Origin of the sequence: Kosakonia sp. WA-90, from assembly GCF_039871955.1 — a bacterium.
In the GTDB taxonomy this organism is placed as follows: Bacteria; Pseudomonadota; Gammaproteobacteria; order Enterobacterales; family Enterobacteriaceae; genus Kosakonia; species Kosakonia oryzendophytica.
Genome location: NZ_JBDPLJ010000004.1, coordinates 180408 through 206114, shown reverse-complemented (window position 1 = coordinate 206114; position 25707 = coordinate 180408). Strand labels below are relative to the sequence as shown.

The window sequence follows — 25707 nt, the reverse complement described above, 5'->3', positions numbered from 1 at the left end:
GATTAACGTACCTTCAGCGTTGCCAGGCCAATCAGCACCAGCATCAGCGAAATAATCCAGAAACGCACAATCACGCGCGGCTCTGGCCAGCCTTTCAGTTCATAGTGGTGGTGAATCGGTGCCATACGGAAAATGCGCTGCCCGCGCAGCTTAAAGGAACCCACCTGCAAAATGACCGACAGTGTTTCCACCACAAATACGCCACCCATGATCACCAACAGGAACTCCTGGCGCAGCAGCACAGCGATAATGCCCAGCGCGCCACCCAGTGCCAGCGATCCCACATCGCCCATAAAGACCTGAGCCGGGTAGGTGTTAAACCACAAGAAACCCAATCCTGCGCCAACAATCGCCGTACAGACGATAACCAATTCCCCGGCGTGGCGCAGATAAGGAATATGCAGGTAGTTCGCAAAGTTCATGTTGCCGGTTGCCCAGGCCACCAGCGCAAAACCACCGGCAACAAAGACGGTGGGCATGATCGCCAGGCCATCCAGACCATCTGTCAGGTTGACCGCATTACCCGTGCCGACAATCACAAAGTAGGCCAGCGCGATGTAGAGCAAGCCCAGTTGCGGCATAACATCTTTAAAGAACGGCACCACCAGTTCGGTCGCTGGCGTATCTTTGCCAGCAAGGTACAAAGCAAAGGCCACACCCAGTGCGATGACTGACATCCAGAAATATTTCCAGCGCGCGATAAGCCCTTTCGTGTCTTTGCGCACGACTTTGCGATAATCGTCGACAAAACCAATTACGCCGTAGCCCACCAACACAACCAGCACGCACCAGACGTACGGGTTAGACGGATAAGCCCACAACAGCACGGAAACAACGATGGCGGTAAGGATCATGATGCCGCCCATCGTGGGAGTGCCACGTTTGCTGAAGTGTGACTCCGGGCCATCGTTACGTACAACCTGTCCAAAAGAGAGTTTTTGCAGGCGGGCAATCATACGCGGCCCCATCCACAATGAGATGAAGAGCGCGGTCAGCAGGCTGACAATGGCGCGAAACGTCAGATAAGAAAAGACGTTAAAGCCTGAATAATATTTGACCAAATGTTCGGCCAGCCACACTAACATGTCCCGTTCTCCTGTAATTCGCGTACCACCTCTTCCATGGCGGAACTACGTGAACCCTTAACCAAAATGGTCAAAATTTGTTGTTCGGCAATCAGCGTTTTTAAACGCGCCACTACTGCCGCTTTATCGTTAAAATGCTCGCCAACGCCGCTGGCGGAACTTAATGCCTGACTCAACGTTCCCACGCTCAGTACTTTGTCGATACCGACAGCTTTTGCCGCTTCACCAACCTGAATGTGGCAGGCCTTACTCTCATCACCGAGTTCAGCCATGTCACCCACCACCATCACGCGGTAGCCAGGCATTTCGGCCAGCACATGTGCTGCCGCGGTCATTGACCCGACATTGGCGTTATAAGTGTCATCCAGCAGTAACTGATTTTCGCTTAACTGCACCGGGAACAGGCGACCAGGTACGGCTTTCAGATTCGCCAGCCCTTTCTTCACCGCATCGAGACTTGCGCCAACCGCCATCGCCAGCGCGGTCGCCGCCAGTGCATTGGCAATGTTGTGGCGGCCCGGCAACGGTAGCGTGATGTCAATGCTGCCGCCCGGCGTTTGTAACGTGAATTCCGTACCGTGAGAGGTCACATGAACGTTGGTCGCGGTAAAATCACTGTTCGCCGCATTCGGCGAGAAGCGCCAGACTTTGCGTTCGCCGATGATGCTCTGCCAGTTCAGCCAATCGTTGTTATCGGCATTCATAATGGCAATGCCGTTGTCCGGCAGCCCGGTGTAAATTTCACCTTTGGCCTTTGCCACGCCCGCCAGCGAACCAAAACCTTCCAGATGCGCCGCCGCCAGGTTATTCACCAGTGCCGCTTCCGGGCGGGTCAGTCCTACGGTCCAGGCGATTTCGCCCTGGTGGTTAGCCCCCAGTTCAATCACCGCGTACTGATGCTCTTTGGTCAAACGCAACAGCGTCATCGGCACGCCGATATCGTTGTTGAGGTTCCCCGCGGTATAGAGGGTATTCCCGCATTCGCTGAGAATGGCTGCGGTCATCTCTTTTACCGATGTCTTGCCGGAAGATCCCGTCAGTGCGACAACGCGAGCCGGAACCTGCTGGCGAACCCATGCCGCCAGTTCGCCAAACGCCTGCCGGGTATCCTTCACCACCAGTTGCGGCAGGTCAGTATCCAGTTTCCGGCTGACCAACAGCGCGCCAGCACCGCCCTCTTTGGCTTTATCAGCAAAGTCATGGGCATCAAAACGTTCACCTTTCAGCGCTACAAACAGGCAACCCGGCGTTAATTTGCGGGTATCACTGGTCACCGCATCAACGGTGACATCCTGACCGTGTAATTCTGCCTGTAGAATGTGGGCAAGCTGGCCAAGCGTTACGCTAATCATGCCACTACCCCCAGCAAACGTGCGGCCGTCACGCGGTCGGAATAATCAAGACGACGCGTACCGACAATCTGGTAATCTTCATGGCCCTTACCAGCCAGCAACACCACGTCGTTTTCTTTGGCCTGCATAATGGTGTTGGTCACCGCTTCTGCGCGACCTTCCACTACATGGGCGCGGCCTGCGTCCAGCATCCCGGCAAGAATGTCATTAATAATGGCCCGGGGCTCTTCCGTGCGCGGGTTGTCATCCGTCACCACGGGCACATCCGAAAATTGTTCCGCAATGGCGCCCATCAGTGGTCGTTTGCCTTTATCGCGATCGCCGCCGCAGCCAAACACGCACCACAGTTTGCCGGTGCAGTGCAGGCGTGCCGCCTGCAGCGCTTTTTCCAGCGCATCCGGCGTATGGGCATAGTCAACGACAACCGTCGGTTTGCCCGGTGCGCTGAACACTTCCATACGCCCACAAACCGGCTGCAGTTGGGAGGCCGTTTTCAGTAAGTCATGAAGCGGATAACCCAGCGCCAACAGCGTTGCCAACGCCAGCAGCAAATTGCTGACGTTAAATGCGCCCATCAGACGGCTTTCAATTCCGCCTTCACCCCATGAGGAATCAAAGCGGATCGTGGCACCGCTGTCGTGATACTCCACCGCCACGGCTTTCAACCAACGGCCATGGCAGTTCGGGTTGATATGATCTTCCATCGATACCGCGACCGCATCCGGCAGATTCGCCAGCCAGCGGCGCCCCACTTCGTCATCGGCGTTTACGATCGCCTGACCATAGTGGTGCGAGGAAAACAGCAGCCATTTCGCCGCTTCGTACTGCGTCATATCACCGTGATAATCGAGATGATCGCGGCTTAAATTGGTAAACACGGAGGCGACAAATTTCAATGCGGCAACGCGATGCTGCACCAAACCGTGTGATGAAACTTCCATCGCCGCAAGGGTTGCCCCTTGTTGCGCAAGGCTGGCAATCACGTGCTGCACATCCACCGCAGAGCCGGTGGTATTTTCCGTTGGGCTGACTTTGCCCAACAAACCGTTACCCACGGTCCCCATCACCGCACTGGTTTCACCCAGTAACTGACTCCATTGCGCCAGCAGTTGTGTGGTGGTGGTTTTACCGTTGGTGCCGGTTACGCCAATCAGGCGTAATTGTTCAGAAGGCTCACCGTAAAAACGGCCCGCCAGCGCAGAAAGGCGCTCATTTAACTGGCTGAGATAAATGACCGGCACGCCGTGCATTTCACGAATTTCACCGTCATTTGCTTCGCCTTTCGCTTCAGCAATAATGGCAGCAACACCTTGCGCAATCGCCTGCGGGATATAACGACGCCCGTCCGCCTGATGACCGACCACCGCCACAAAGAGATCACCCGATGCAGCCACACGGCTGTCGAGCGTCATCTCCCGCAGTGCTCGCTCCGGCGCACCAGGCACCCACGGAGCGAGAAGGTCGCGCAAATTACGATCTGCCACCTGTTCCCTCGCCTTGATTAATTACAAACTCACTTTTCTCGCCCGTGGTCAGCGCATCCGGCTCAATGTTCATGGTGCGCAGAACGCCGCCCATGATGGCACCGAAGACCGGCGCAGACACGGCGCCACCGTAGTATTTACCCGCTTGCGGATCGTTAATGACCACCACCAGCGCAAAGCGCGGGCGGCTGGCTGGCGCGACGCCAGCGGTGTAAGCAATGTATTTATTGATATAGCGACCATCCGGACCGACTTTTTTGGCTGTACCGGTCTTGATAGCGATGCGATACCCTTTGATGGCTGCCTTCACCCCGCCGCCGCCTGGCAGCGCAACACTCTCCATCATATGCACCACAGTGCGCACAATGGGCTCGGCAAAGACACGTTCGCCCGGCACGGGCGGATCAACTTTGGTAATCGACAGCGGGCGATAGATGCCATAGCTGCCAATCGTTGCGTAGACACGCGCTAACTGTAACGGCGTTACCATTAGCCCGTAGCCAAAAGAGAAGGTGGCCCTCTCTATGTCAGACCACCGTTGTTTTTGAGGAAATAAGCCACTGCGTTCCCCGACCATCCCCAAATTGGTCGTTTTTCCCAGTCCAAAACGTGAGTAAGTATCTACTAACGCTGAGGAGGGCATCGCTAACGCCAGTTTTGACACACCAACGTTACTCGACTTCTGTAGTACCCCGGTGAGGGTCAATTCGCTGTAACGCGCCACGTCTTTGATTTCATGGCCGTTAATACGATAAGGCACGGTATTTAACACCGTGTTCGGGTTCACCACACCGCGCTGCAACGCGGTCATTACCACCATGGGCTTAACGGTGGAACCCGGTTCGAAGACGTCGGTGATAGCGCGGTTGCGCATGGCATCCTGCGCCGTACCAGTGAAGTTATTCGGGTTATACGAGGGGCTATTCGCCATCGCCAGCACCTCACCGGTGTTAACATCCACCAACACCGCGCTACCGGACTCTGCTTTGTTAAAAGCCACCGCGTTATTCAGTTCACGGTAGACCAGCGCCTGCAAGCGCTCATCGATGCTCAGTGCCAGGTTATGCGCAGCCTGGCTGTCCGTTGAAGAAATATCTTCGATAACGCGGCCATAGCGATCTTTACGCACAATACGTTCGCCCGGTTGCCCGGTTAACCACTTATCAAAACTTTTCTCGACCCCTTCAATCCCCTGGCCGTCAACGTTGGTAAAGCCAATGAGGTGAGCGGTTACTTCCCCGGACGGGTAGTAACGGCGAGACTCTTCCCGCAGGTGGATGCCCGGCAGCTTGAGTTTTTTGATGTAGTCGCCCAGATCCGGGTTGACCTGGCGGGCCAGATAGATAAAACGCATTTTGGGGTTGGCATTAATGCGCGCAGCGAGTTGATCGAGCGGCATGTTCAGCGCGTCGGAAAGGGCTTTCCAGCGGTTATCCAGCGTAACGCCGCCAGCATCGTGTAATTCTTTCGGATCGGCCCAAATGGCTTTCACCGGCACACTTACCGCCAGCGGACGACCGGAGCGATCGGTAATCATCCCGCGCGATGTCGCGACTTCCTGAACGCGCAGGGAACGCATGTCCCCTTCACGCACCAGCATATCCGGGTTGACGATTTGCAAATACGCGACCCGGCAAAGCAGGAATCCCAGCGCCAGTAAAATGCAACCGCAAAGCAACGCAAAACGCCAACTCACAAAGTTGGCCTGTTCTTCCTGGCGTTTCGGTTTAAGCGTCTTCGCCGCTGCTTTCATGCGTCGCGTGATTCCTTATTCGTCACTATTTCTGTACCACGATATTTTCCTGGGAGGGATCGACATGCTGCATTTGCAGCTTTTCCGTCGCGATCCGTTCAACCCGGCTGTGATCGCCAAGCGCGTTCTCTTCCAGGATCAGGTTACGCCACTCGATATCCAGCGCATCGCGTTCGAGAACCATCTGCTCGCGCTGCGCGGTTAATAAGCGTGTGTGGTGAGAGGTGGTCACCACCGTCACCGCCGTCATGATGATGCAAATGAACAGACAGAGTGGCAGTTTCCCAAATCGCAAAAGATCGTCGCCGATCACGCCAGGCAAAGCATGGCGCTCGTTGCTTCCTAACGATCCTTTCATTTTGCTCAGGGTCTCTGTCACTCTGCCGATCATGCGTTCGTCCTCTCTGCAATACGCAGAACTGAACTACGGGCACGTGGGTTTTCAGCCACTTCTTCTTCACCCGGCATCAACTTTCCTAATGCTCGCAACTGACGGCCACCCAGTTTCCTGAGTTGCTCTTCGGTCATCGGCAACCCGGCAGGAACCTGCGGGCCCCGGCTTTGTTCACGCATAAAGCGTTTTACAATCCGGTCTTCCAGCGAATGGAAGCTGATAATCGAAAGCCGCCCTCCCGGGGCCAGCACGCCGAGCGAGTTTTTTAGCGCCTGCTCGATCTCCTCCAGTTCACTGTTCACCCAAATGCGCACCGCCTGGAAGGTACGGGTCGCGGGATGTTTGAACTTGTCTTTCACCGGTGTCGCCGCCGCAACCACTTCCGCCAGCTCCTTTGTGCGGGTCATCGGATCAACGCGGTTACGCTCAACAATGGCGCGGGCAATACGCTTGGCAAAACGCTCTTCGCCAAAGGTCTTCAACACCCAGGCAATATCGGCTTCTTCAGCGGTTTGCAGCCATTCGGCTGCGGACTGGCCACGCGTAGGATCCATACGCATATCCAGCGGCCCATCACGCATAAAAGAGAAACCGCGTTCAGGATCGTCAAGTTGCGGTGAAGAAACGCCAAGATCGAGAAGAATTCCATCGATCTTGCCAATAAGGTCGCGCTCGCTGACATAATCAGCAAGCGCAGAGAAAGGTCCATGAATGATGGAGAAGCGAGGATCATCAATGGTTTGAGCTACAGCAATCGCCTGCGGATCGCGATCGATCGCCAGCAAGCGTCCTGCCGCTCCCAGACGGGAGAGGATCAGGCGCGAGTGACCACCGCGACCAAAAGTGCCATCGATGTAAATGCCATCCGGACGAATATTCAGGCCATTAACGGCCTCATCCAGCAGCACCGTCGTGTGTTTAAAATTTTCCATCATCTTTACAGAGACAAATCCTGCAATCGATCCGAAAGCGCTTCGGAACCCGATTGCTCAGCGTCGATATCTTCCTTGACCTGTTGATACCAGGTCGTTTCGTCCCACAGCTCAAATTTATTGAACTGCCCGACCAGCATCACTTCTTTGGTCAGCCCGGCGTGTTGTCGCAAAACAGGTGCGATCAATAAACGCCCAGCGCTATCCATCTGGCACTCGCTGGCGTGTCCCAGCAATAAACGTTGTACGCGCCGCTCAAGCGGATTCATGCTCGACAGACGCGACAATTTTTGCTCGATAATTTCCCATTCGGGCAGAGGGTAAAGCAGCAGGCATGCGTGACGGATGTCAATGGTACACACCATCTGACCGGAAGCATTCTCCTGCAGCAAATCCCGATAACGGGTCGGAACGGATAACCGCCCTTTGCTGTCGAGATTGACTAACGTCGCGCCACGGAACATGTCCGGTTCACCCCCAGGTGATCTTTTTCACCACTTTATCCCACAAAATCCCACCAAGGGAGTTTACGGAGCGGAGGAAAAGCTTGTCAAGCCAGCGCAAAGGCTAACCAGAGCAAAAGATCCCTTATTCGCAGTGAATATCTGCGTTGGTGAATTACTGCTCAGCTTACGAGGCAAATTAACGTCATGAATATTTGCAAGAAAAAAAACAGAATATGCGCACCGGCGTTTAAAACCATTCAATTTCTGCGCGCGAAATATAAAGTGTCAGTTTGCGACGCGGGCGGCATTTTAAGACATATTGACGCACCTGAACAGTGCCAGTTACGTGCGGCTGCACTTAGCGTGGCGGCAGATGAGAGATGGTAAAATCTGTCTGCCAGAAGCGGTTGTTAATTCGGCAATTGCGCTCTTTTTTCAGATGTAACAATTTAATACAGAAATCATGTTCAGTTACTTCTCAATAACACATAAAAATTGGATTTAAAGAAACAACCTGAATAAATAAAAAGCCACCTGATAAAAAATAAGGATTTATCTTAGGAAGATGAAAAGCAATAAAATGATTAAAGACAGGCACCAAAACAAAAAAGGCAGCTGCCGCTGCCTTTAATGTCGATGATTAAACGCGACTTAATATCCCGCGACGGTAGAGATTGCGGCGGATGCGGCTCAGACCTGCTTTCGGTTTGCGCGGCTCGTCGAGGCTTGCCAGCACAATTTCCAGTACACGCTCAGCCACATCACGATGACGCTGCGCAACAGCAAGCACCGGGCATTGCAGGAAATCCAGCAGTTCGTGATCGCCAAAGGTCGCAATGGCTAAATCAGACGGCAGTTTACCGTCGCGGCGTAAGGTCACATCCAGCACGCCCTGCAATAACGCAAACGAAGTGATAAACAGCGCTTGTGGCATCGGGTTCGTTTCCAGCCATTTTTCGAACAACTGAGCCGCGGCTTCCCGCTCGTAGCTATTAGCGTAGAGATACTGCACCTCGCGCGGATCGTCTTTCCAGGCGGTGCGGAACCCTTGCTCACGCAGGAAGCTGACCGACAGCTCGGGCAGCGCGCCCATGTACAGCACGCGTTCAGCCGGGAATTTGCGCAGTTCTGCCGCCAGCATTTCTGAATCGTCCTGATCGGCACCTACCACGCTGGTGAAGTGTTCACGATCCAGCGCACGATCCAGTGCGACAATGGGGAAAGAGTCATTTGCCCAGCGCTGATAGAAAGGATGCTCCGGCGGCAGCGAAGTGGAAACGATGATCGCATCCACCTGGCGCTGCAGGAGATGTTCAATACAGCGCATTTCGTTATCAGGTTGATCTTCCGAACAGGCAATCAGCAACTGATAACCACGCTGACGGGCCTGCCGTTCCAGATAGTTAGCAATACGGGTGTAACTCGTATTTTCGAGATCGGGGATAACCAGCCCAATAGAGCGAGTACGTCCTGCTCGCAACCCAGCCGCTACCGCATTCGGGTGGTAGTTATGCTCACGAACGACGGCCATGACTTTTTCAACGGTTTTGTCGCTGACACGATATTGCTTCGCCTTACCATTGATGACGTAGCTTGCCGTGGTTCGTGAGACGCCAGCTAGCCGGGCGATTTCATCCAGTTTCACAATTTCCCCTTAAAATAGTGCACTCCATAACCTTTTTAGGGATATAGGCTAATTTCCATAACATCTAAGCGCAGAATAGGCACTGCGGCAACCGCTTTCGTCTCTGGTTCCATCTGATTTCGCAAAAAAAAGGCCCGACACCGGATGTCAGGCCTTTAAATGCTGAAGGCTAATCACGCTTAACGCATGATTTTATCACCGCGTGACAACCCCACCACGCCGGAGCGTGCAACCTCAACGATTTTTGCCACGTCACGAATGGTCGCTAAAAATGCGTCCAGCTTATCGCTGGTGCCGGCAAGCTGAACCGTATAAATAGAAGGCGTAACATCAATGATCTGACCGCGAAAGATCTCTGCATTGCGCTTCACTTCTTCGCGCCCGTAGCCGCTGGCCTGGATCTTCACCAGCATGATCTCACGCTCAACGTAAGCCCCCTGCCCCAGCTCATTCACACGCAGGACATCGACCAGTTTATGCAGTTGCTTTTCAATTTGTTCCAGCACTTTCTGATCGCCGACGGTCTGGATCGTCATGCGCGACAATGTGGGATCGTCCGTGGGCGCAACCGTCAGGCTTTCAATGTTATAGCCACGCTGTGAGAACAGACCAATCACGCGCGATAACGCACCTGACTCATTTTCCAGTAAGACAGACAGTATCCGCCGCATAATCAGGTCCTCTCCGTTTTGCTTAACCACATCTCATCCATGCCGCCACCGCGGATCTGCATCGGATAAACGTGTTCACTACCGTCAACGGTAACATCAACAAATACCAGGCGATTATTCTTCACCTGCTCCAGCGCCTGCGCGAGCTTTTGTTCCAGCTCTTCCGGACGCGTAATATTGATACCTACGTGACCATACGCTTCCGCCAGGCGAGCAAAATCCGGGAGCGACTGCATGTAAGATTGCGAATGGCGACCAGAATAGATCATATCCTGCCACTGCTTCACCATCCCCAGGTAACGGTTGTTGAGATTCAGCACCAGCACCGGCAACTCATATTGCAGCGCCGTAGAAAGCTCCTGAATATTCATCTGGATGCTGCCGTCCCCGGTGACACAGATGACCATCTCATCCGGGAAGGCCATTTTTACGCCAAGCGCCGCAGGCAAACCAAAGCCCATAGTGCCCAGCCCCCCCGAATTGATCCAGCGCCGCGGCTTATCAAAGCGATAATAGAGCGCCGCAAACATCTGGTGTTGCCCGACATCGGACGTGACATACGCATCGCCATGAGTTAAACGCCAGATGGTTTCGATCACCGCCTGCGGTTTGATACTCTCACTTTGCGTGTCATATTTCAGGCACTGTCGCGCACGCCACTGATCGATGCGCAGCCACCAGTCGCGAATATCATCTGGCGATTGCGGATAGGTCTCTTGTTCCAGCAACTCCAGCATTTGCTCCAGCACCAGCCGCGCATCCCCCACGATAGGCACATCCGCCTGCACCGTTTTAGAAATAGAGGTAGGATCGATATCGATATGCAGCACTGTGGCTTCCGGGCAATATTTTGCCAGGTTGTTGGTTGTGCGATCGTCAAAACGTACGCCCACCGCAAAAATAACGTCGGCGTTGTGCATGGTCATGTTAGCTTCATAGGTGCCATGCATACCCAGCATGCCAAGCGACTGACGGTGCGACGCCGGGAAAGCGCCCAACCCCATCAAAGACGATACCACCGGTAAATTGAGCTTTTCCGCAAGCTGGCGCAGCTGAGTTTCACAGGCGGAATTAATCGCGCCACCACCAACATAGATAACCGGCTTTTTAGCTGCGCTCAGCGTTTGTAAGGCGCGTTTGATTTGCCCTTTATGCCCCTGCGTAGTGGGGTTGTAGGAACGCATGCTGACCGACTCCGGCCAGACATAAGGCAGCTTGTTAGCCGGATTCATGATGTCTTTCGGCAAATCGACGACCACCGGCCCCGGCCGGCCACTGGCCGCCAACCAGAACGCTTTCTTTAATACTCCGGGGATGTCTTCGGTTTGCTTAACCAGGAAACTGTGTTTCACTACCGGGCGGGAAATCCCCACCATGTCGCACTCCTGAAAAGCATCATAGCCAATCAAAGAGGTCGCCACCTGCCCGGACAGCACCACCAATGGAATCGAATCCATATACGCCGTGGCAATACCGGTGATAGCGTTTGTCGCCCCCGGACCGGAAGTCACCAGCACCACACCGACTTCCCCCGTGGCTCGCGCCAGTCCGTCAGCCATGTGTACTGCAGCCTGTTCATGACGTACTAATACATGTTCTATACCGCCAATAGTATGCAGGGCATCGTAGATATCGAGGACCGCGCCTCCGGGATAACCGAACACCTTCTTGACGCCTTGATCGATAAGCGATCGGACGACCATCTCGGCTCCAGACAACATCTCCATGGTTTGCCTCCAGGCTTTCGTTTGTCGATTGACAGCGAAAATCATTTCCGCACTGTCGCACTGTACAGAACAGGAAGTCCCTGCCTTCTGATTATGAATGGCAGTTACCATAACCGCTCAAAATCTGGCAAGCAATCAGCAAACCGTCGCCGCCCACCCGCCGGAAAAGAGGAAAAACGAAGTCCACAAACAAGAATTGGTGGAAACCTCTGTGATAAGCAAAGACGATGACCATTCATCATCCGAACCGCAGCATGTTCAGTAATTCATGCATTTTTAACGCGAACACCGACGCCACTACAGACGAAAATCAGGACAAAATACTGGCAGTGAAAATCAAGGCAGAATAAACCAGGCGTTTAAAGCCTGGTTTATTGAAGGCATGTCAGCGGCGGCAGACAGAGACGAGCACCTCTTCCATCCACTGATGGCCTTTGTCACGCCCCGCCGCTTCGTGCCAGGAGAGGTAGCACGTTCGGCTTTTCAGCCGAAGAGGCAACGGAAGCGCCTGTAATTCCAGACTCGCAGCAAATTCATCCACGAGCCAACGCGGCGCAATGGCCACCAAGTGGGTTTGTGAAACCACGTTTAACACGCTGGTCAGCGCCATCCCTTGATAAGCAATGCGGCTTTGCTTTTCGGGCGTGTCATACCAGGGCTGGCTAAAAGAAGCATAGCGTTCGAGGGAAACAACGGCGTGCTGCTCATTAAAAACGTCCGCTTCTGTGATGATTGCATCAATTCGCGGATGCTTTTTACTGACAACCAGCACCATGTCATCTTTAAAAAGCGGTACACAGGAAAACTCCGGGCGACGAAATTCTTCGTAGCCGACCACAAATTCAACTTCCTGGTAACGCAATTGATGTTCAGTATTGTGATTAAGCGCAGACTTGAACACTAAATGAATATTGGGGGCGAGTTTCTGAACATTTTTGTAAATTATGGATGTTAAAAAATTATCAAGCGGACTGCAGACACAAAGATTAAACACGCGTTCGCTGGTCACCGGTTCAAAACCGGAGCCTGGTAACTCATTTTGCACCAATTGCAAGGCCTGTCGAATGGAGCCAAAAAGCTGAAACGCGCGTGTAGTCGGCTGGATCCCCCGTCCATAACGAACAAAGAGCTCGTCATTAAACATCAACTTAAGCCGTGCAACGGCATTACTCACCGCAGGTTGTGACATACCGAGCGAATGCGCTGCCCGGGTGATGTTTTGTTCTTGCATCACCGCGTCAAAGACGGTGAGTAAATTCAGATCAACGGAACGTAACTGTGGCTTACCTACCTCACTAATCTTATGGTTATCAACGACTTTCCCTGGAGTGTTGCATGCTGTCGTCATGATAAGCTCCCTTCGCTTGTATAATAATAATATTCAGGAAGATGATTTATCATGCATATAGCATTATTAGAAGTGAGCCACAGCAAATTAGGATTATATAAAGCCCGATAGCTAAGTGCACAAAACAAATAAAAAAAAGCAACAACAATATTATCTATTCCGAATGCGAATTAATACCTCTGAATTATAAAAGCAACGTAACTATCATCATAAAATAATTGACAACGCTATCGCTTATGTCCAATAAAATTAATGCTCATTTTATTGAGTACAATTAAGTTAAACAACTATTATGACGCACGCCACCATTTCATCTCAGGAAGTCCTGTTTCCGCGGCTCCGTGGATCATGTCAATCCGATAATGACAATAAAACTGGCCTTAACATACAACCAGTAATTTTGTTTTTCTTTTTTCACGCAGAATAATTGACTAACCAGCCATAAAATAATCCGAGTCAACCAAGGGCCATTTTTAGCGGCAAGGGTTGACATTGTTCGGCGTATCCAGTACCACTAAAAGCATATCGCATTCATCTGGAGCATGATTCATGATTCGCAACGTCGGTTTCGCTGGTCTACTACTACTAAACGCATCTCTCGTGCGCGGTAGACCGGTGGGCGATATTCAGAGTTGAATCGTCTTCCAGTTTAAGACTAAGAACCCGCGCCTTGGCGCGGGTTTTTTTATGCTCGTAGCGAGGCGACCTAAGAGAAAAAGGACCTAAACCATGAGCCAGCAAGTCGTTATTTTCGATACCACATTACGCGATGGCGAACAGGCGTTACAGGCAAGCCTGAGCGTGAAAGAGAAGCTGCAAATCGCCCTGGCGCTGGAACGTATGGGTGTCGATGTGATGGAAGTCGGTTTCCCGGTTTCGTCCCCGGGTGATTTTGAATCCGTACAGACTATTGCGCGCCAGGTGAGAAATAGCCGGGTTTGCGCCCTCGCCCGCTGCGTAGAAAAAGATATCGATGTCGCAGCAGAATCGTTAAAAGTGGCGGAAGCATTTCGTATTCACACGTTTATCGCCACCTCCCCCATGCACATCGCCACCAAGTTGCGCAGCACGCTGGATGAAGTCATTGAACGTGCAATCTATATGGTAAAACGTGCGCGCAATTATACCGACGATGTTGAATTCTCCTGTGAAGATGCAGGCCGTACACCGATTGACGATCTGGCGCGCGTTGTGGAAGCGGCGATAAACGCAGGGGCAAAAACCATCAATATTCCGGATACCGTCGGTTACACCATGCCCTTTGAATTCGCCAACATCATCTCCGGCCTGTATGAACGCGTGCCTAATATTGATAAAGCGATTATCTCCGTTCACACCCACGATGACTTAGGTTTAGCAGTAGGCAACGCCATCGCGGCAGTGCATGCGGGTGCACGCCAGGTAGAAGGCGCAATGAACGGTATCGGCGAACGTGCCGGTAACTGTTCACTGGAAGAAGTGATCATGGCGATTAAAGTGCGCAAAGACATTATGAACGTGCACACCCGTATTAATCACCATGAAATCTGGCGCACCAGCCAGACGGTTAGTCAAATCTGCAACATGCCGATCCCGGCGAACAAAGCGATTGTCGGTACCGGCGCTTTCGCCCACTCTTCCGGTATTCACCAGGATGGCGTGCTGAAAAACCGTGAAAATTACGAAATCATGACCCCGGAATCCATCGGTCTGAACCAGGTACAGCTGAACCTGACCTCCCGTTCAGGTCGCGCGGCAGTAAAACACCGTATGGAAGAGATGGGCTACAAAGAAGCCGATTACAATCTGGATAACCTGTACGACGCCTTCCTGAAACTGGCGGATAAAAAAGGCCAGGTCTTTGATTACGATCTGGAAGCTCTGGCGTTCATTAACAAGCAGCAGGAAGAGCCAGAACATTTCCGTCTGGACTATTTCAACGTGCAGTCTGGTTCCAACGATATCGCCACCGCCTCGGTGAAACTGGCCTGTGGAGACGAAATCAAAACAGAAGCTGCCAACGGTAATGGTCCGGTCGATGCTCTCTATCAGGCCATTAACCGTGTCACCGAATACGACATTGAGCTGGTGAAATACGGCTTGAGCGCCAAAGGCCACGGCAAAGACGCACTGGGCCAGGTGGATATCGTGGTGAATTATAACGGCCGTCGTTTCCATGGCGTCGGTCTGGCGACCGACATTGTTGAATCCTCCGCCAAGGCCATGGTGCACGTGCTGAACAGCATCTGGCGTGCTGCGGAAGTTGAACAAGAATTGCAACGCAAAGCTCAGAACAAAGAGAACAACAAGGAAACCGTGTGATGTCGAAGAATTACCATATTGCTGTGTTGCCGGGCGATGGCATTGGCCCGGAAGTCATGGCGCAAGCCCTGAAAGTACTGGAAGCCGTGCGTAACCGTTTTGGCCTGCACATTACCACCAGCCATTATGACGTTGGCGGCATCGCGATTGATCGCCACGGGAACCCGTTGCCACAGGCAACGGTTGTAGGCTGCGAGCAGGCTGATGCTATTCTGTTCGGCTCTGTTGGCGGTCCGAAATGGGAAAACCTGCCCCCGGCGCAGCAGCCGGAACGCGGCGCGCTGCTGCCGTTGCGTAAGCACTTTAAATTGTTCAGCAACCTGCGTCCGGCCAAACTGTACCAGGGTCTGGAAGCATTCTGCCCGCTGCGCGAAGACATCGCAGCAAATGGCTTCGACATTCTGTGCGTGCGCGAATTAACCGGCGGTATCTACTTCGGTCAGCCAAAAGGGCGCGAAGGAACAGGCCAGCACGAAAAAGCGTTTGATACCGAGGTGTATCACCGTTTTGAGATCGAGCGTATCGCGCGTATCGCCTTTGAATCCGCACGCAAGCGCCGTAAAAAAGTGCACTCTATCGACAAAGCCAACGTCCTGCAGACATCATTGTTATGGCGCGAAATCGTCAACGAAATCGCAACGGAATACCCGGATGTTGAACTGGCTCATATGTATATCGACAACGCGACCATGCAGTTGATTAAAGATCCGTCCCAGTTCGATGTGCTGCTGTGTTCAAACCTGTTTGGCGACATTCTGTCTGATGAATGCGCCATGATCACGGGCTCCATGGGTATGCTGCCTTCGGCCAGTCTGAACGAACAAGGATTTGGTCTGTATGAACCGGCTGGTGGCTCAGCGCCGGATATCGCCGGTAAAAATATCGCTAACCCGATTGCACAGATCCTGTCGCTGGCGCTGTTACTGCGCTACAGCCTGGACGCTGACGATGCGGCTTCCGCCATCGAAAGCGCCATCAACCGTGCTTTAGAAGAAGGTGTACGCACTGGCGATTTAGCCCGCGGCGCTGCCGCCGTTAGTACCGATGAGATGGGTGACATCATCGCCCGCTATGTCACTGAAGGGGTATGATCATGGCCAAGAGCTTGTATGAAAAACTGTTTGACGCCCATGTGGTCTATGAAGCGCCAAATGAAACCCCGCTGTTGTATATCGACAGACATCTGGTGCATGAAGTGACGTCACCGCAGGCTTTTGATGGCTTGCGCGCTCATCATCGTCCGGTTCGTCAGCCGGGTAAAACCTTTGCTACCATGGATCACAACGTCTCCACGCAGACCAAAGACATCAACGCCTCCGGCGAGATGGCGCGCATCCAGATGCAAGAGCTGATCAAAAACTGTAACGAGTTCGGCGTTGAGCTGTATGACCTGAATCATCCTTATCAGGGCATCGTCCATGTGATGGGGCCGGAACAGGGCATTACCCTGCCGGGCATGACCATTGTGTGTGGCGACTCTCATACCGCAACGCACGGCGCATTTGGCGCGCTGGCCTTCGGCATCGGGACCTCTGAAGTTGAACACGTACTGGCAACGCAAACCCTGAAACAGGGTCGTGCGAAGACCATGAAAATCGAAGTGAAAGGCAAAGCCGCGCCGGGTATCACCGCGAAAGATATCGTGCTGGCGATTATCGGTAAAACTGGCAGCGCAGGCGGTACAGGGCATGTGGTGGAGTTCTGCGGCGAGGCGATCCGCGCCCTGAGCATGGAAGGCCGTATGACACTGTGCAACATGGCCATTGAGATGGGCGCAAAAGCAGGTCTGGTCGCCCCGGATGAAACCACGTTCAACTATGTGAAGGGCCGTCTGCACGCGCCGAAGGGCAAAGATTTTGACGACGCCATCGCGTACTGGAAGACCCTGAAAACCGATGAAGACGCGGTCTTCGACACCGTGGTAACACTGCAGGCGGAAGAGATTGCGCCGCAAGTGACCTGGGGCACTAACCCAGGTCAGGTTATCTCCGTCACCGACAAAATTCCCGATCCGGCTTCCTTTGCCGATCCGGTAGAGCGCGCCTCCGCGGAAAAAGCGCTGGCCTATATGGGCCTCAAACCCGGCGTTCCGCTGACCGACGTGGCGATCGATAAAGTCTTTATCGGCTCCTGCACCAACTCACGTATTGAAGATTTGCGGGCAGCGGCAGAAATCGCCAAAGGGCGCAAAGTCGCACCGGGCGTGCAGGCCCTTGTGGTTCCAGGCTCCGGCCCGGTGAAAGCGCAGGCAGAAGCCGAAGGCCTGGATAAGATTTTTATCGAAGCCGGTTTTGAATGGCGTTTGCCGGGCTGCTCTATGTGCCTGGCAATGAACAATGACCGCCTGAACCCAGGCGAGCGTTGTGCATCCACCAGTAACCGTAACTTTGAAGGCCGCCAGGGCCGCGGCGGACGCACGCACCTGGTGAGCCCGGCTATGGCGGCTGCCGCCGCAGTTACCGGCCATTTCGCTGATATTCGCAGCCTGCAGCAATAAGGAGACCACCATGGCAGAGAAATTTACCCAACATACCGGCCTGGTTGTTCCGCTGGATGCCGCTAACGTCGATACCGACGCCATTATCCCGAAGCAGTTTTTGCAGAAGGTCACCCGTACAGGATTTGGCGCGCATCTGTTCAACGACTGGCGTTTTCTCGATGATCAGGGCCAGCAGCCGAACCCGGAGTTCGTGCTGAATTTTCCGCAATACAAAGGCGCATCGATTTTACTGGCGCGCGAAAACTTTGGTTGCGGCTCCTCACGTGAACACGCACCGTGGGCGCTAACCGATTACGGTTTCAAGGTGGTTATCGCCCCGAGCTTTGCCGACATCTTCTATGGCAATAGCTTCAACAACCAGTTGCTGCCGGTTACGCTGAGCGATGAAGAGGTGGATACCTTGTTCAAACTGGTGCAAAGCAACCCCGGCATTACGTTTGAGGTTGACCTGGAAGCGCAGGTGGTAAAAGCAGGCGACAAGTCTTACAGCTTCACGCTTGACGCCTTCCGTCGCCACTGCATGCTAAACGGTCTGGACAGCATCGGCCTGACGTTGCAGCATGAAGACGCTATTGCCGCATACGAAAACAAACAGCCTGCTTTTATGGGCTAAATGAACCGCCATCCGGTGTAATACCGGATGGCGTTTTGCTCGATACGCAGGTCTGCCAGCCACTCACACATCTTTGACCCGACTGGTGAGCAGCAACGCCGCCACTGAAATCGCTGCAATCCCTGCATACACCGAGCCATGACCAAAACGTTGCGCCAGCGCGCCCTGGATAACGCCCGCCAGGATAACACCGGTTGAGATGCTGTTGGTGAATAACGTCGTTGCCGCACCTGCGCGTCCCGGCATCAGATCCTGAAACCACAACATACCAATCCCGGCAACAATGCCAATAAACACCGCGTTAAACAGTTGCAATACCAACAATGCCGTCTGGCTATGAAAAAACAGTAATCCCATATAGAACAGCACGCCCGCCGCGACCGCAGTCACCATCATGCGCCGCTTGCCCACGCGTTTAACCACATAACCCGCCAGGATCATCGCCGGGATCTCCAGCCCAGCCGCCGTTCCCATCAGGATCCCGGCCAGCTTGTCCGGCAGACCAAGCTCAAGGCTTATCCACAGCGGCATATCAATAATGTACATGGTATTGCAGGTCCACATCAGCGTGGAGGCGATAAACAACATGCGTACGTTTTTATCACGCCAGCCCCCTACCTGCGTTACCGCCACGTCGGCTGGCTGCGCAATACGCGTGACCGAAGGCAACCAGAAAGCAATTAACACCAGGCTAATCACAAATAGCCCGGCAGCAATGGTGAACATGGCGGTAAAGCCGTAATTTAACGCCAGCATAAACGCCAGCGGCGGGCCGATGACCCAGGCCAGGGAAAGTTGCGCACGCATGACCGAGCTGAACATCACCACTTCCTGCGCGGAGCTGTCTGCGTACTCACGGGCCAGCGCAAAAAGCTGTGGCATGGCGGTATTAGCCAGTGAGGCCAGCAATACACCGCAGGTAATTAATGTCAGATAATGGCGGTTAAACGCGAAGAGCAATGCATTGCCAACCGCCATCAGGCAGCAAAAGAGGATCAATTTCCGGCGATCGCCCTGGCTGTCGGAGCGCTTTGCCAGCCAGAGGCTCACCAGGATCCCGGCAATCGCATTGACGGTATAAAAGAGTCCAACCCAGAAAGGCTCCGCACCCACTTCGCGGCTTAGAAACAGGCTGAGCGTCGGTGCCTGCACAGCCCCGGCAACTCCCATCATAAATGCGACGATCATAAAAGCGACATACACACCGTTCAGGCGGCGTCCCATCGTCATCAACCAGAGCATGAGCAATTCCTTGTCAAAGGCGAAAAAAGCGTTGAAATAATAAATGAAAAAAGCCAGCAAAAAAGATTTTGCTGGCGCAGGTGATTAGCACCTAATACTCAGTCACACATGATGGCCGCGAATCAGCCTTTCCGGATCGGCGTTGTCACGTCCCACTGCATCAATTCTTCCAGCATTTTCAGGCGCAGCCTTGCGCTCTGACAGGCGAGCCAGCATGCATCCTGCGTGGCGAGAAAATAGTCCAGATAAAATCGCCGTGTGGATGATCCTTTCATAATCACCTCCTCGCTTTCATCACGGAGAATTATTGGCTTAATATAGGGATTAATAAATTGCTGAGTTTCTGTCAGGAGTTCCCCTTTTATGTCGTCCGGTCGCCTGCAACAACAGTTCATCCGTCTGTGGCAATGCTGCGATGGAAAATCCCAGGAAACAACGCTCAATGAGCTGGCGGATCTGCTCAGCTGCTCGCGGCGACACATGCGTACGCTGCTGAATACCATGCAGCAACGCGGGTGGCTAACGTGGGATGCGGAAGCCGGACGCGGCAAACGATCGCGCCTGACTTTCCTCTATACCGGCCTTGCGCTGCAACAGCAGCGCGCCGAAGACCTGCTGGAGCAGGATCGTATCGATCAGCTTGTGCAACTGGTGGGGGATAAAACGGCCGTTCGTCAGATGCTGGTCTCTCATCTCGGTCGCAGCTTCCGTAGCGGTCGACATATCCTGCGCGTGCTCTATTACCGGCCACTGCGCAACCTGCTGCCCGGAACGGCTTTGCGGCGTTCTGAAACCCATATGGCGCGGCAAATCTTCAGTGCACTGACGCGTATAAATGAGGAAAATGGGGAACTGGAAGCGGATATTGCCCACCATTGGACGTTAATATCACCTCTGCACTGGCGCTTTTATTTACGCCCCGGCATCCATTTTCATCACGGCCGTGAATTAGATATGAGCGATGTGATTGCCTCGCTCCAGCGTGCAACCGCGCTGCCGCTTTACTCCCACATTCGCGAAGTGCTCTCACCCACGCCGTGGACGCTGGATATTCATCTCACGCAACCGGATAACTGGCTCCCCTGGTTAATGGGTTACGTCCCGTCGATGATCCTGCCGCGTGAGTGGAACACGCTGGGCAATTTTGCCAGTCAGCCGATTGGCACCGGTCCTTACGCCGTCACGCGGAATACCAGCAATCAGTTAAAGATCCATGCTTTTGACGATTACTTCGGCTTTCGCGCCCTGATTGATGAGGTCAACGTCTGGGTTTTACCGGACCTGGCCGATGAACCGACCAACGGCCTGACACTGGAGGGACCGACCGACGGCGAAAAAGCCGTGGAAAGCCGCCTCGAAGAGGGCTGCTACTATCTGCTGTTCGACGCCCGTTCCAGCCGAGGCGCCAACCCTGAAGTCAGAGAATGGGTCAGCAAGATTCTCTCGCCGACCAATCTGTTGTGGCATGCCAACGAACAATACCAACGTTACTGGTTCCCGGCATATGGCCTGCTGCCACGCTGGCATCATGCGCGCCCCGGCAGTGGAGAGAAACCCGCAGGACTGGAAACCCTGACGTTGACGTTTTATCGCGAACATAATGAACACGAAGCCCTCTCCCGCACCATGAGTACCTTACTGGCGCAGCAAGGTGTGAAGCTGATCGTTCAGGAAGTGGATTACGAGGAGTGGCACCGCGGTGATGCCGACAGCGATATCTGGCTCAACAGCGCCAACTTTACCTTGCCGCTGGATTTCTCGGTGTTTGCTAACCTGTATGAGGTCCCGTTAGTACAACACTGTATTCAGCGTGACTGGCAGGCGGATGCCGCACAGTGGCGCAAAGGGGAAATGAATCTTGCCGTCTGGTCGCAGCAACTGCTGGCCAGCAAAGCCATTGTGCCGCTTATTCATCACTGGTTAATGATCCAGGGCCAGCGTTCCATGCGCGGTCTGCGTATGAACACCTTAGGCTGGTTCGATTTTAAATCCGCCTGGTTTGCGCCGCCGGATCCATAAGGCTTTCGCATTTTTTACCAAATCATTACAATAGCGGCGTTCTCAACGGGGTGCTGCGCCACAGGCGCGTGCTGAGAAAATACCCGTCGAACCTGATCCGGATAACGCCGGCGAAGGGATTTGAGGCTATTACTCAAAATCCTTTGCCACCCATTTTGAGGTGCAAAGTGTTAAAAAAATCATTGCCATTCCTGCTGCTGATCGCAGCGCCTGTTTTTGCCAAACCTGTACTGACCGTCTACACCTACGACTCATTCGCTGCCGAGTGGGGGCCGGGTCCTGCGGTCAAAAAAGCCTTTGAAGCCGACTGTAACTGTGAACTGAAATTCGTGACGCTGGAAGATGGCGTTTCGCTGCTTAACCGCCTGCGCATGGAAGGTAAAAACAGCAAAGCCGACGTGGTGCTGGGGCTGGATAATAACCTGCTGGAAGCCGCAACGCAGACAAACCTGTTCGCCAAAAGCGGCGTATCCACTGATGCGATCAGCGTCCCTGGCGGCTGGAAGAACGAAACATTTGTCCCGTTTGACTATGGCTGGTTCGCCTTTGTTTACGATAAAAATAAGCTGAAAAACCCACCGAAAAGCCTGAAAGAGCTGGTCGAAAGCGATCAAAAATGGCGCGTGATTTACGAAGATCCCCGCACCAGTACGCCTGGTCTGGGTCTGCTGTTGTGGATGCAAAAAGTCTATGGCGACAAAGCCCCGGAAGCCTGGCAGAAACTGGCGGCGAAAACGGTCACCGTCACCAAAGGCTGGAGCGAAGCCTACGGTCTGTTTTTGAAAGGGGAAAGCGACCTGGTGCTGAGCTACACCACCTCGCCGGCTTACCATCTGATTGAAGAGAAAAAAGATAACTATGCGGCGGCGAATTTCAGCGAAGGTCACTATTTGCAGGTAGAAGTTGCCGCACGCACCACCGCCAGCAAACAGCCTGAACTGGCCGGGAAGTTCCTCAAATTTATGGTTTCGCCCTCTTTCCAGAACACCATTCCCACGGGCAACTGGATGTATCCGGTGAGCAATGTCACGCTACCTGCCGGTTTTGAAACGCTGGCGAAACCACAAACCTCTCTCGAATATAGCCCGCAGGATGTCGCTGCACAGCGCGCGGGCTGGATTAATACATGGCAACGCGCCGTCAGCCGCTAATTGCAGGCTGGCTGCTCCCCGGTGTCACCGCCGCCACCCTCCTGGTGGTGGTGGCGCTGGCAGCATTTTTCGCACTCTGGCAAAACGCACCGGCGACTGAACTTATCGCTTTCCTGCGGGACAGCTACTTGTGGCATGTGGTGCGTTTTTCCTTCTGGCAGGCATTTCTCTCCGCCCTGTTTTCGGTCGTCCCGGCGATTTTCCTTGCCCGCGCGCTCTACCGACGCCGCTTTCCTGGCCGACTCGCACTGCTGCGCCTGTGCGCAATGACGCTGATCCTGCCGGTACTGGTCGCCGTGTTCGGTATCCTCAGCGTGTATGGTCGCCAGGGCTGGCTTGCCGCACTCTGCCACACGCTTGGGCTGGAATGGACCTTCTCGCCGTATGGTTTGCAGGGCATTTTATTAGCCCATATTTTCTTTAACATGCCGATGGCGTCGCGTTTGTTGCTGCAGTCGCTGGAACAAATCCCCGGTGAGCAGCGGCAACTGGCAGCACAACTGGGCATGCGCGGCTGGTCCTTTTTCCGCTTTGTGGAATGGCCATGGCTGCGCCGCCAGATCCCGGCGGTTGCCGCGCTGATTTTTATGCTCTGTTTCGCCAGTTTTGCCACGGTGCTGTCGCTGGGCGGTGGGCCGCAGGCGACCACCATTGAGCTGGCTATCTATCAGGCATTAAGTTTCGACTTTGATCCCTCCCGTGCCGCGATGCTGGCGCTGATCCAGATGGTCTGCTGCCTGGGCCTCGTGCTGCTCAGTCAACGCTTGAGCAAAGCGATTGCCGTCGGAAGCCATCAGATCCAGGGCTGGCGTAACCCGGAAGATCGGCTGTTTAGCCGGATAACCGATATCACCCTGATCGTCCTGGCGCTGTTGCTGCTTCTCCCTCCGTTACTGGCGGTGATTGTTGATGGCTTCAACCTGAGCTTACTCAGAGTGCTGTCTGAACCGGTACTGTGGCAGGCGGTGTGGACCTCCCTGCGCATTGCGCTGGCTGCAGGGATAGTGTGTGTTGTGCTGACCATGATGTTGCTGTGGAGCAGCCGCGAGCTACGCGCACGTGAGCGGCGGCTCGCCGGGCAAGCCATGGAGTTGAGCGGGATGCTGATTCTGGCAATGCCGGGGATCGTCCTGGCGACCGGCTTCTTTTTGCTGTTCAACAGCAGCATTGGCGTCCCCACTTCTGCCGATGGCATCGTTATCTTCACCAACGCGCTGATGGCGATCCCTTACGCCCTGAAAGTGCTGGAAAACCCAATGCGTGATGTGACAGCGCGTTATAGCGTACTATGCCAATCGCTGGGCATGCAGGGTTTACAGCGCCTGAGGGTGGTAGAACTGTCAGCGCTGAAACGCCCGCTGGCGCAGGCGCTGGCCTTTGCCTGCGTGCTCTCCATTGGTGATTTTGGCGTTGTGGCGCTGTTTGGCAATGACGACTTTCGCACCTTACCGTTTTATTTGTATCAGCAAATCGGCGCTTACCGCAGCCAGGATGGTGCCGTCACCGCACTGCTTTTGCTGCTGCTCTGTTTTGCACTCTTCACCGTAATTGAAAAACTTCCGGGCCGCCATGCTAAGACTGATTGATGTCACCTGGCTTTACCAGCATCTGCCGATGCGCTTCACGCTCTCCGTCGAACGGGGGGAGCACATCGCTATTCTCGGCCCCAGCGGTGCCGGGAAAAGTACGTTACTGAATCTGATTGCCGGGTTTCTGACCCCGGCCAGCGGCACGTTGATGATAGAGGGCATCACGCACACGTCGACGCCGCCATCACAGCGCCCGGTATCCATGCTGTTTCAGGAAAATAACCTGTTTACCCACCTGACCGTGCGCCAGAACATCGGCCTTGGGCTTAACCCGGGGCTGAAACTGAATCACAATCAACAGGAGAAACTGGCCACGATTGCCGCCACAATGGGACTGGAGACACTGCTGGATCGACTGCCAAATCAGCTCTCCGGCGGCCAGCGTCAGCGCGTGGCGCTTGCCCGTTGCCTGGTGCGCGAACAACCGCTGCTGCTGTTGGATGAACCCTTCTCCGCCCTCGATCCGGCGCTACGTCAGGAGATGCTGGCTTTGGTGCAGGATGTGTGCCGTCGTCAGCAATTAACGCTACTGATGGTCTCGCACAGTGTTGAGGACGCTGCGCGCATTGCTGAGCGTTCGCTGGTTATTGCCGATGGGCGTATCGCCTGGGATGGGAAGACCACCGACCTGCTGAGCGGCAAACCGGCGGTCTCTGCATTACTGGGCATTCACGGTCAGTAACCGCGGATCACTTTGCCCAGAATGTTGAGGTAAACCGGCATCAGCGGGTGTTCCATCAGCGTGAAAACAGCGATCGCCGCTGCGCCCATCATCCCCGGCCCCAGCCAGAGTAGACGCTGGCGCGGCAGGTATGGGGTTAAACGATCGATCCCGGCTTTACCCGAGCGCCACAGACGCCAACACAGCCAGAACGCCAGCCAAAGCAGCAGTGCCGCCAGCAACAGCAACCATTTGAAATGGCCGCTTTGCATCTCCGCAGGAATATCGATTGCAGCCCCTGCCAGAATGCCGGGCAGGAAGTAAAAAGGGGGCCACAGCAGGCAACCGATAATGTTCGGCGGCAGGAATTTACTGACCGGCAGATCCAGCATACCCGCCACCATCGGCACCAATGGGCGCGTCGGCCCGACAAAACGCCCCACCAGAATGGTGAACAGGCTGTGCTGATGCAGTGCGTGTTCGGTTTTATCGAGCAGCGCTTTGTTCTTTTTCATAAACGACCAGCGGTGCAACGGGGCTTTGAAACGCCAGCCCAGCCAGTACGAGATCCAGTCGCCCAGCAGACAACCGACAATGCCCGCTAACCATGCCTGCCAGAAATTGACTTCGCCGCTGCCAATCAGCGCGCCCAGCGCCGCCATCATTACCGTGCCGGGCAGGATCAGCCCGACCAGCGCCAGCGACTCGAAAAAGGCCACCAGCGCAATCGCCGCCAGGGAGTATGTGGCGGATTGGGTAATAAAATGTTCCAGCAGTGCTTCCATAACCTGTCC

At 54.2% G+C, this 25707-nt stretch carries 22 protein-coding genes and 1 riboswitch; of the genes, 8 read left to right on the top strand and 14 right to left on the bottom strand.

The features are described 5' to 3' along the window. Nucleotides 1–2: 2 nt before the first annotated feature. The 11 genes from mraY to leuO all read right to left on the bottom strand — a co-directional run bounded on the left by mraY (nt 3) and on the right by leuO (nt 12837). Nucleotides 3–1085: a phospho-N-acetylmuramoyl-pentapeptide-transferase gene (gene mraY, locus ABGA49_RS09845; protein WP_061497707.1), complete on the bottom strand. Its 1083-nt coding sequence runs from the start codon at nt 1083–1085 to the stop codon at nt 3–5. Further along, a complete protein-coding gene (gene murF, locus ABGA49_RS09840; RefSeq protein ID WP_061497709.1) occupies nt 1079–2437 on the bottom strand; it encodes a UDP-N-acetylmuramoyl-tripeptide--D-alanyl-D-alanine ligase in 1359 nt (452 codons plus the stop codon). The genes mraY and murF overlap by 7 nt, the downstream gene beginning before the upstream one ends. After that, nucleotides 2434–3921: a UDP-N-acetylmuramoyl-L-alanyl-D-glutamate--2,6-diaminopimelate ligase gene (gene murE / locus ABGA49_RS09835; protein WP_134318867.1), complete on the bottom strand. Its 1488-nt coding sequence runs from the start codon at nt 3919–3921 to the stop codon at nt 2434–2436. Before murE ends, murF begins: the two co-directional genes overlap by 4 nt. Continuing rightward, nucleotides 3908–5674 (bottom strand): peptidoglycan glycosyltransferase FtsI, encoded by a 1767-nt coding sequence (locus ABGA49_RS09830; protein WP_061497713.1) that lies wholly within the window; start codon nt 5672–5674, stop codon nt 3908–3910. The genes murE and ABGA49_RS09830 overlap by 14 nt, the downstream gene beginning before the upstream one ends. A gap of 25 nt (nt 5675–5699) precedes the next feature. Beyond that, on the bottom strand, nt 5700–6065 hold the full coding sequence (gene ftsL / locus ABGA49_RS09825) for a cell division protein FtsL (protein WP_061497715.1): 366 nt from the start codon (nt 6063–6065) through the stop codon (nt 5700–5702). Next, nucleotides 6062–7003 (bottom strand): 16S rRNA (cytosine(1402)-N(4))-methyltransferase RsmH, encoded by a 942-nt coding sequence (rsmH, locus tag ABGA49_RS09820; RefSeq protein ID WP_088237381.1) that lies wholly within the window; start codon nt 7001–7003, stop codon nt 6062–6064. Before rsmH ends, ftsL begins: the two co-directional genes overlap by 4 nt. Before the next feature lie 2 nt (nt 7004–7005). Beyond that, nucleotides 7006–7464 carry a division/cell wall cluster transcriptional repressor MraZ gene (gene mraZ / locus ABGA49_RS09815; RefSeq protein WP_061497719.1) on the bottom strand — a complete coding sequence of 153 codons (459 nt, stop codon included), beginning with the start codon at nt 7462–7464 and terminating at the stop codon, nt 7006–7008. 622 nt (nt 7465–8086) lie between these two features. Then, nucleotides 8087–9091 (bottom strand): catabolite repressor/activator, encoded by a 1005-nt coding sequence (gene cra, locus ABGA49_RS09810; RefSeq protein ID WP_061497721.1) that lies wholly within the window; start codon nt 9089–9091, stop codon nt 8087–8089. A 179-nt stretch (nt 9092–9270) separates the two neighbouring features. Next, nucleotides 9271–9762, bottom strand: coding sequence for an acetolactate synthase small subunit (ilvN, locus tag ABGA49_RS09805; protein ID WP_007373137.1), 492 nt, complete (start codon nt 9760–9762; stop codon nt 9271–9273). A 2-nt stretch (nt 9763–9764) separates the two neighbouring features. Then, a complete protein-coding gene (ilvI, locus tag ABGA49_RS09800) occupies nt 9765–11489 on the bottom strand; it encodes an acetolactate synthase 3 large subunit (RefSeq protein ID WP_061497723.1) in 1725 nt (574 codons plus the stop codon). 385 nt (nt 11490–11874) lie between these two features. After that, entirely contained in the window at nt 11875–12837 is a 963-nt protein-coding gene (leuO, locus tag ABGA49_RS09795) for a transcriptional regulator LeuO (RefSeq protein WP_061497724.1), read from the bottom strand. A 729-nt stretch (nt 12838–13566) separates the two neighbouring features. Here leuO and leuA point away from each other — a divergent pair. The 4 genes from leuA to leuD are packed head-to-tail and all read left to right on the top strand — an operon-like array spanning nt 13567 to nt 18251. Next, the gene (gene leuA / locus ABGA49_RS09790) at nt 13567–15138 is read left to right on the top strand and encodes a 2-isopropylmalate synthase (RefSeq protein WP_347665497.1); all 1572 of its coding nucleotides are present in this window, start codon (nt 13567–13569) and stop codon (nt 15136–15138) included. Beyond that, a complete protein-coding gene (gene leuB, locus ABGA49_RS09785; protein WP_061497727.1) occupies nt 15138–16229 on the top strand; it encodes a 3-isopropylmalate dehydrogenase in 1092 nt (363 codons plus the stop codon). The genes leuA and leuB overlap by 1 nt, the downstream gene beginning before the upstream one ends. Nucleotides 16230–16231: 2 nt before the next feature. After that, nucleotides 16232–17635, top strand: coding sequence for a 3-isopropylmalate dehydratase large subunit (leuC, locus tag ABGA49_RS09780; protein ID WP_061497728.1), 1404 nt, complete (start codon nt 16232–16234; stop codon nt 17633–17635). Between the two features lie 10 nt (nt 17636–17645). Beyond that, nucleotides 17646–18251: a 3-isopropylmalate dehydratase small subunit gene (gene leuD / locus ABGA49_RS09775; protein ID WP_061497729.1), complete on the top strand. Its 606-nt coding sequence runs from the start codon at nt 17646–17648 to the stop codon at nt 18249–18251. A gap of 63 nt (nt 18252–18314) precedes the next feature. Here leuD and ABGA49_RS09770 read toward each other — a convergent pair whose 3' ends face one another. Together ABGA49_RS09770 and sgrT are read right to left on the bottom strand one after the other, a co-directional pair. Beyond that, on the bottom strand, nt 18315–19493 hold the full coding sequence (locus tag ABGA49_RS09770) for a sugar efflux transporter (protein WP_061497730.1): 1179 nt from the start codon (nt 19491–19493) through the stop codon (nt 18315–18317). Nucleotides 19494–19615: 122 nt separating this feature from the next. Continuing rightward, the gene (gene sgrT / locus ABGA49_RS09765) at nt 19616–19768 is read right to left on the bottom strand and encodes a glucose uptake inhibitor SgrT (protein WP_071890731.1); all 153 of its coding nucleotides are present in this window, start codon (nt 19766–19768) and stop codon (nt 19616–19618) included. An 88-nt stretch (nt 19769–19856) separates the two neighbouring features. On the opposite strand from sgrT, the gene sgrR reads away from it, so the two are divergent. From sgrR to thiQ, 4 genes are all read left to right on the top strand, one after another. Then, the gene (sgrR, locus tag ABGA49_RS09760; protein WP_061497731.1) at nt 19857–21512 is read left to right on the top strand and encodes an HTH-type transcriptional regulator SgrR; all 1656 of its coding nucleotides are present in this window, start codon (nt 19857–19859) and stop codon (nt 21510–21512) included. A 36-nt stretch (nt 21513–21548) separates the two neighbouring features. Continuing rightward, nucleotides 21549–21649: riboswitch (TPP riboswitch) on the top strand. A gap of 30 nt (nt 21650–21679) precedes the next feature. After that, complete coding sequence (thiB, locus tag ABGA49_RS09755) at nt 21680–22663, top strand: thiamine ABC transporter substrate binding subunit (RefSeq protein WP_347665496.1); 984 nt, start codon at nt 21680–21682, stop codon at nt 22661–22663. Further along, a complete protein-coding gene (gene thiP, locus ABGA49_RS09750; RefSeq protein WP_347665495.1) occupies nt 22639–24249 on the top strand; it encodes a thiamine/thiamine pyrophosphate ABC transporter permease ThiP in 1611 nt (536 codons plus the stop codon). Before thiB ends, thiP begins: the two co-directional genes overlap by 25 nt. Beyond that, complete coding sequence (gene thiQ / locus ABGA49_RS09745) at nt 24233–24934, top strand: thiamine ABC transporter ATP-binding protein ThiQ (protein WP_347665494.1); 702 nt, start codon at nt 24233–24235, stop codon at nt 24932–24934. Before thiP ends, thiQ begins: the two co-directional genes overlap by 17 nt. Here thiQ and ABGA49_RS09740 read toward each other — a convergent pair. Beyond that, nucleotides 24928–25698 (bottom strand): DedA family protein, encoded by a 771-nt coding sequence (locus ABGA49_RS09740; protein WP_061497745.1) that lies wholly within the window; start codon nt 25696–25698, stop codon nt 24928–24930. The genes thiQ and ABGA49_RS09740 overlap by 7 nt on opposite strands. Between the last annotated feature and the right edge of the window lie 9 nt (nt 25699–25707).

Excerpts from the sequence above, each read along its gene's own strand:
- mraY (WP_061497707.1), bottom strand. The coding sequence starts at position 1,085 with ATGTTAGTGTGGCTGGCCGAACATTTGGTCAAATATTATTCAGGCTTT.
- murF (WP_061497709.1), bottom strand. The coding sequence starts at position 2,437 with ATGATTAGCGTAACGCTTGGCCAGCTTGCCCACATTCTACAGGCAGAA.
- ABGA49_RS09830 (WP_061497713.1), bottom strand. The coding sequence starts at position 5,674 with ATGAAAGCAGCGGCGAAGACGCTTAAACCGAAACGCCAGGAAGAACAG.
- ftsL (WP_061497715.1), bottom strand. The coding sequence starts at position 6,065 with ATGATCGGCAGAGTGACAGAGACCCTGAGCAAAATGAAAGGATCGTTA.
- rsmH (WP_088237381.1), bottom strand. The coding sequence starts at position 7,003 with ATGATGGAAAATTTTAAACACACGACGGTGCTGCTGGATGAGGCCGTT.
- mraZ (WP_061497719.1), bottom strand. The coding sequence starts at position 7,464 with ATGTTCCGTGGCGCGACGTTAGTCAATCTCGACAGCAAAGGGCGGTTA.
- ilvN (WP_007373137.1), bottom strand. The coding sequence starts at position 9,762 with ATGCGGCGGATACTGTCTGTCTTACTGGAAAATGAGTCAGGTGCGTTA.
- ilvI (WP_061497723.1), bottom strand. The coding sequence starts at position 11,489 with ATGGAGATGTTGTCTGGAGCCGAGATGGTCGTCCGATCGCTTATCGAT.
- leuO (WP_061497724.1), bottom strand. The coding sequence starts at position 12,837 with ATGACGACAGCATGCAACACTCCAGGGAAAGTCGTTGATAACCATAAG.
- leuA (WP_347665497.1), top strand. The coding sequence starts at position 13,567 with ATGAGCCAGCAAGTCGTTATTTTCGATACCACATTACGCGATGGCGAA.
- leuB (WP_061497727.1), top strand. The coding sequence starts at position 15,138 with ATGTCGAAGAATTACCATATTGCTGTGTTGCCGGGCGATGGCATTGGC.
- leuC (WP_061497728.1), top strand. The coding sequence starts at position 16,232 with ATGGCCAAGAGCTTGTATGAAAAACTGTTTGACGCCCATGTGGTCTAT.
- leuD (WP_061497729.1), top strand. The coding sequence starts at position 17,646 with ATGGCAGAGAAATTTACCCAACATACCGGCCTGGTTGTTCCGCTGGAT.
- ABGA49_RS09770 (WP_061497730.1), bottom strand. The coding sequence starts at position 19,493 with ATGCTCTGGTTGATGACGATGGGACGCCGCCTGAACGGTGTGTATGTC.
- sgrT (WP_071890731.1), bottom strand. The coding sequence starts at position 19,768 with ATGAAAGGATCATCCACACGGCGATTTTATCTGGACTATTTTCTCGCC.
- sgrR (WP_061497731.1), top strand. The coding sequence starts at position 19,857 with ATGTCGTCCGGTCGCCTGCAACAACAGTTCATCCGTCTGTGGCAATGC.
- thiP (WP_347665495.1), top strand. The coding sequence starts at position 22,639 with ATGGCAACGCGCCGTCAGCCGCTAATTGCAGGCTGGCTGCTCCCCGGT.
- thiQ (WP_347665494.1), top strand. The coding sequence starts at position 24,233 with ATGCTAAGACTGATTGATGTCACCTGGCTTTACCAGCATCTGCCGATG.
- ABGA49_RS09740 (WP_061497745.1), bottom strand. The coding sequence starts at position 25,698 with ATGGAAGCACTGCTGGAACATTTTATTACCCAATCCGCCACATACTCC.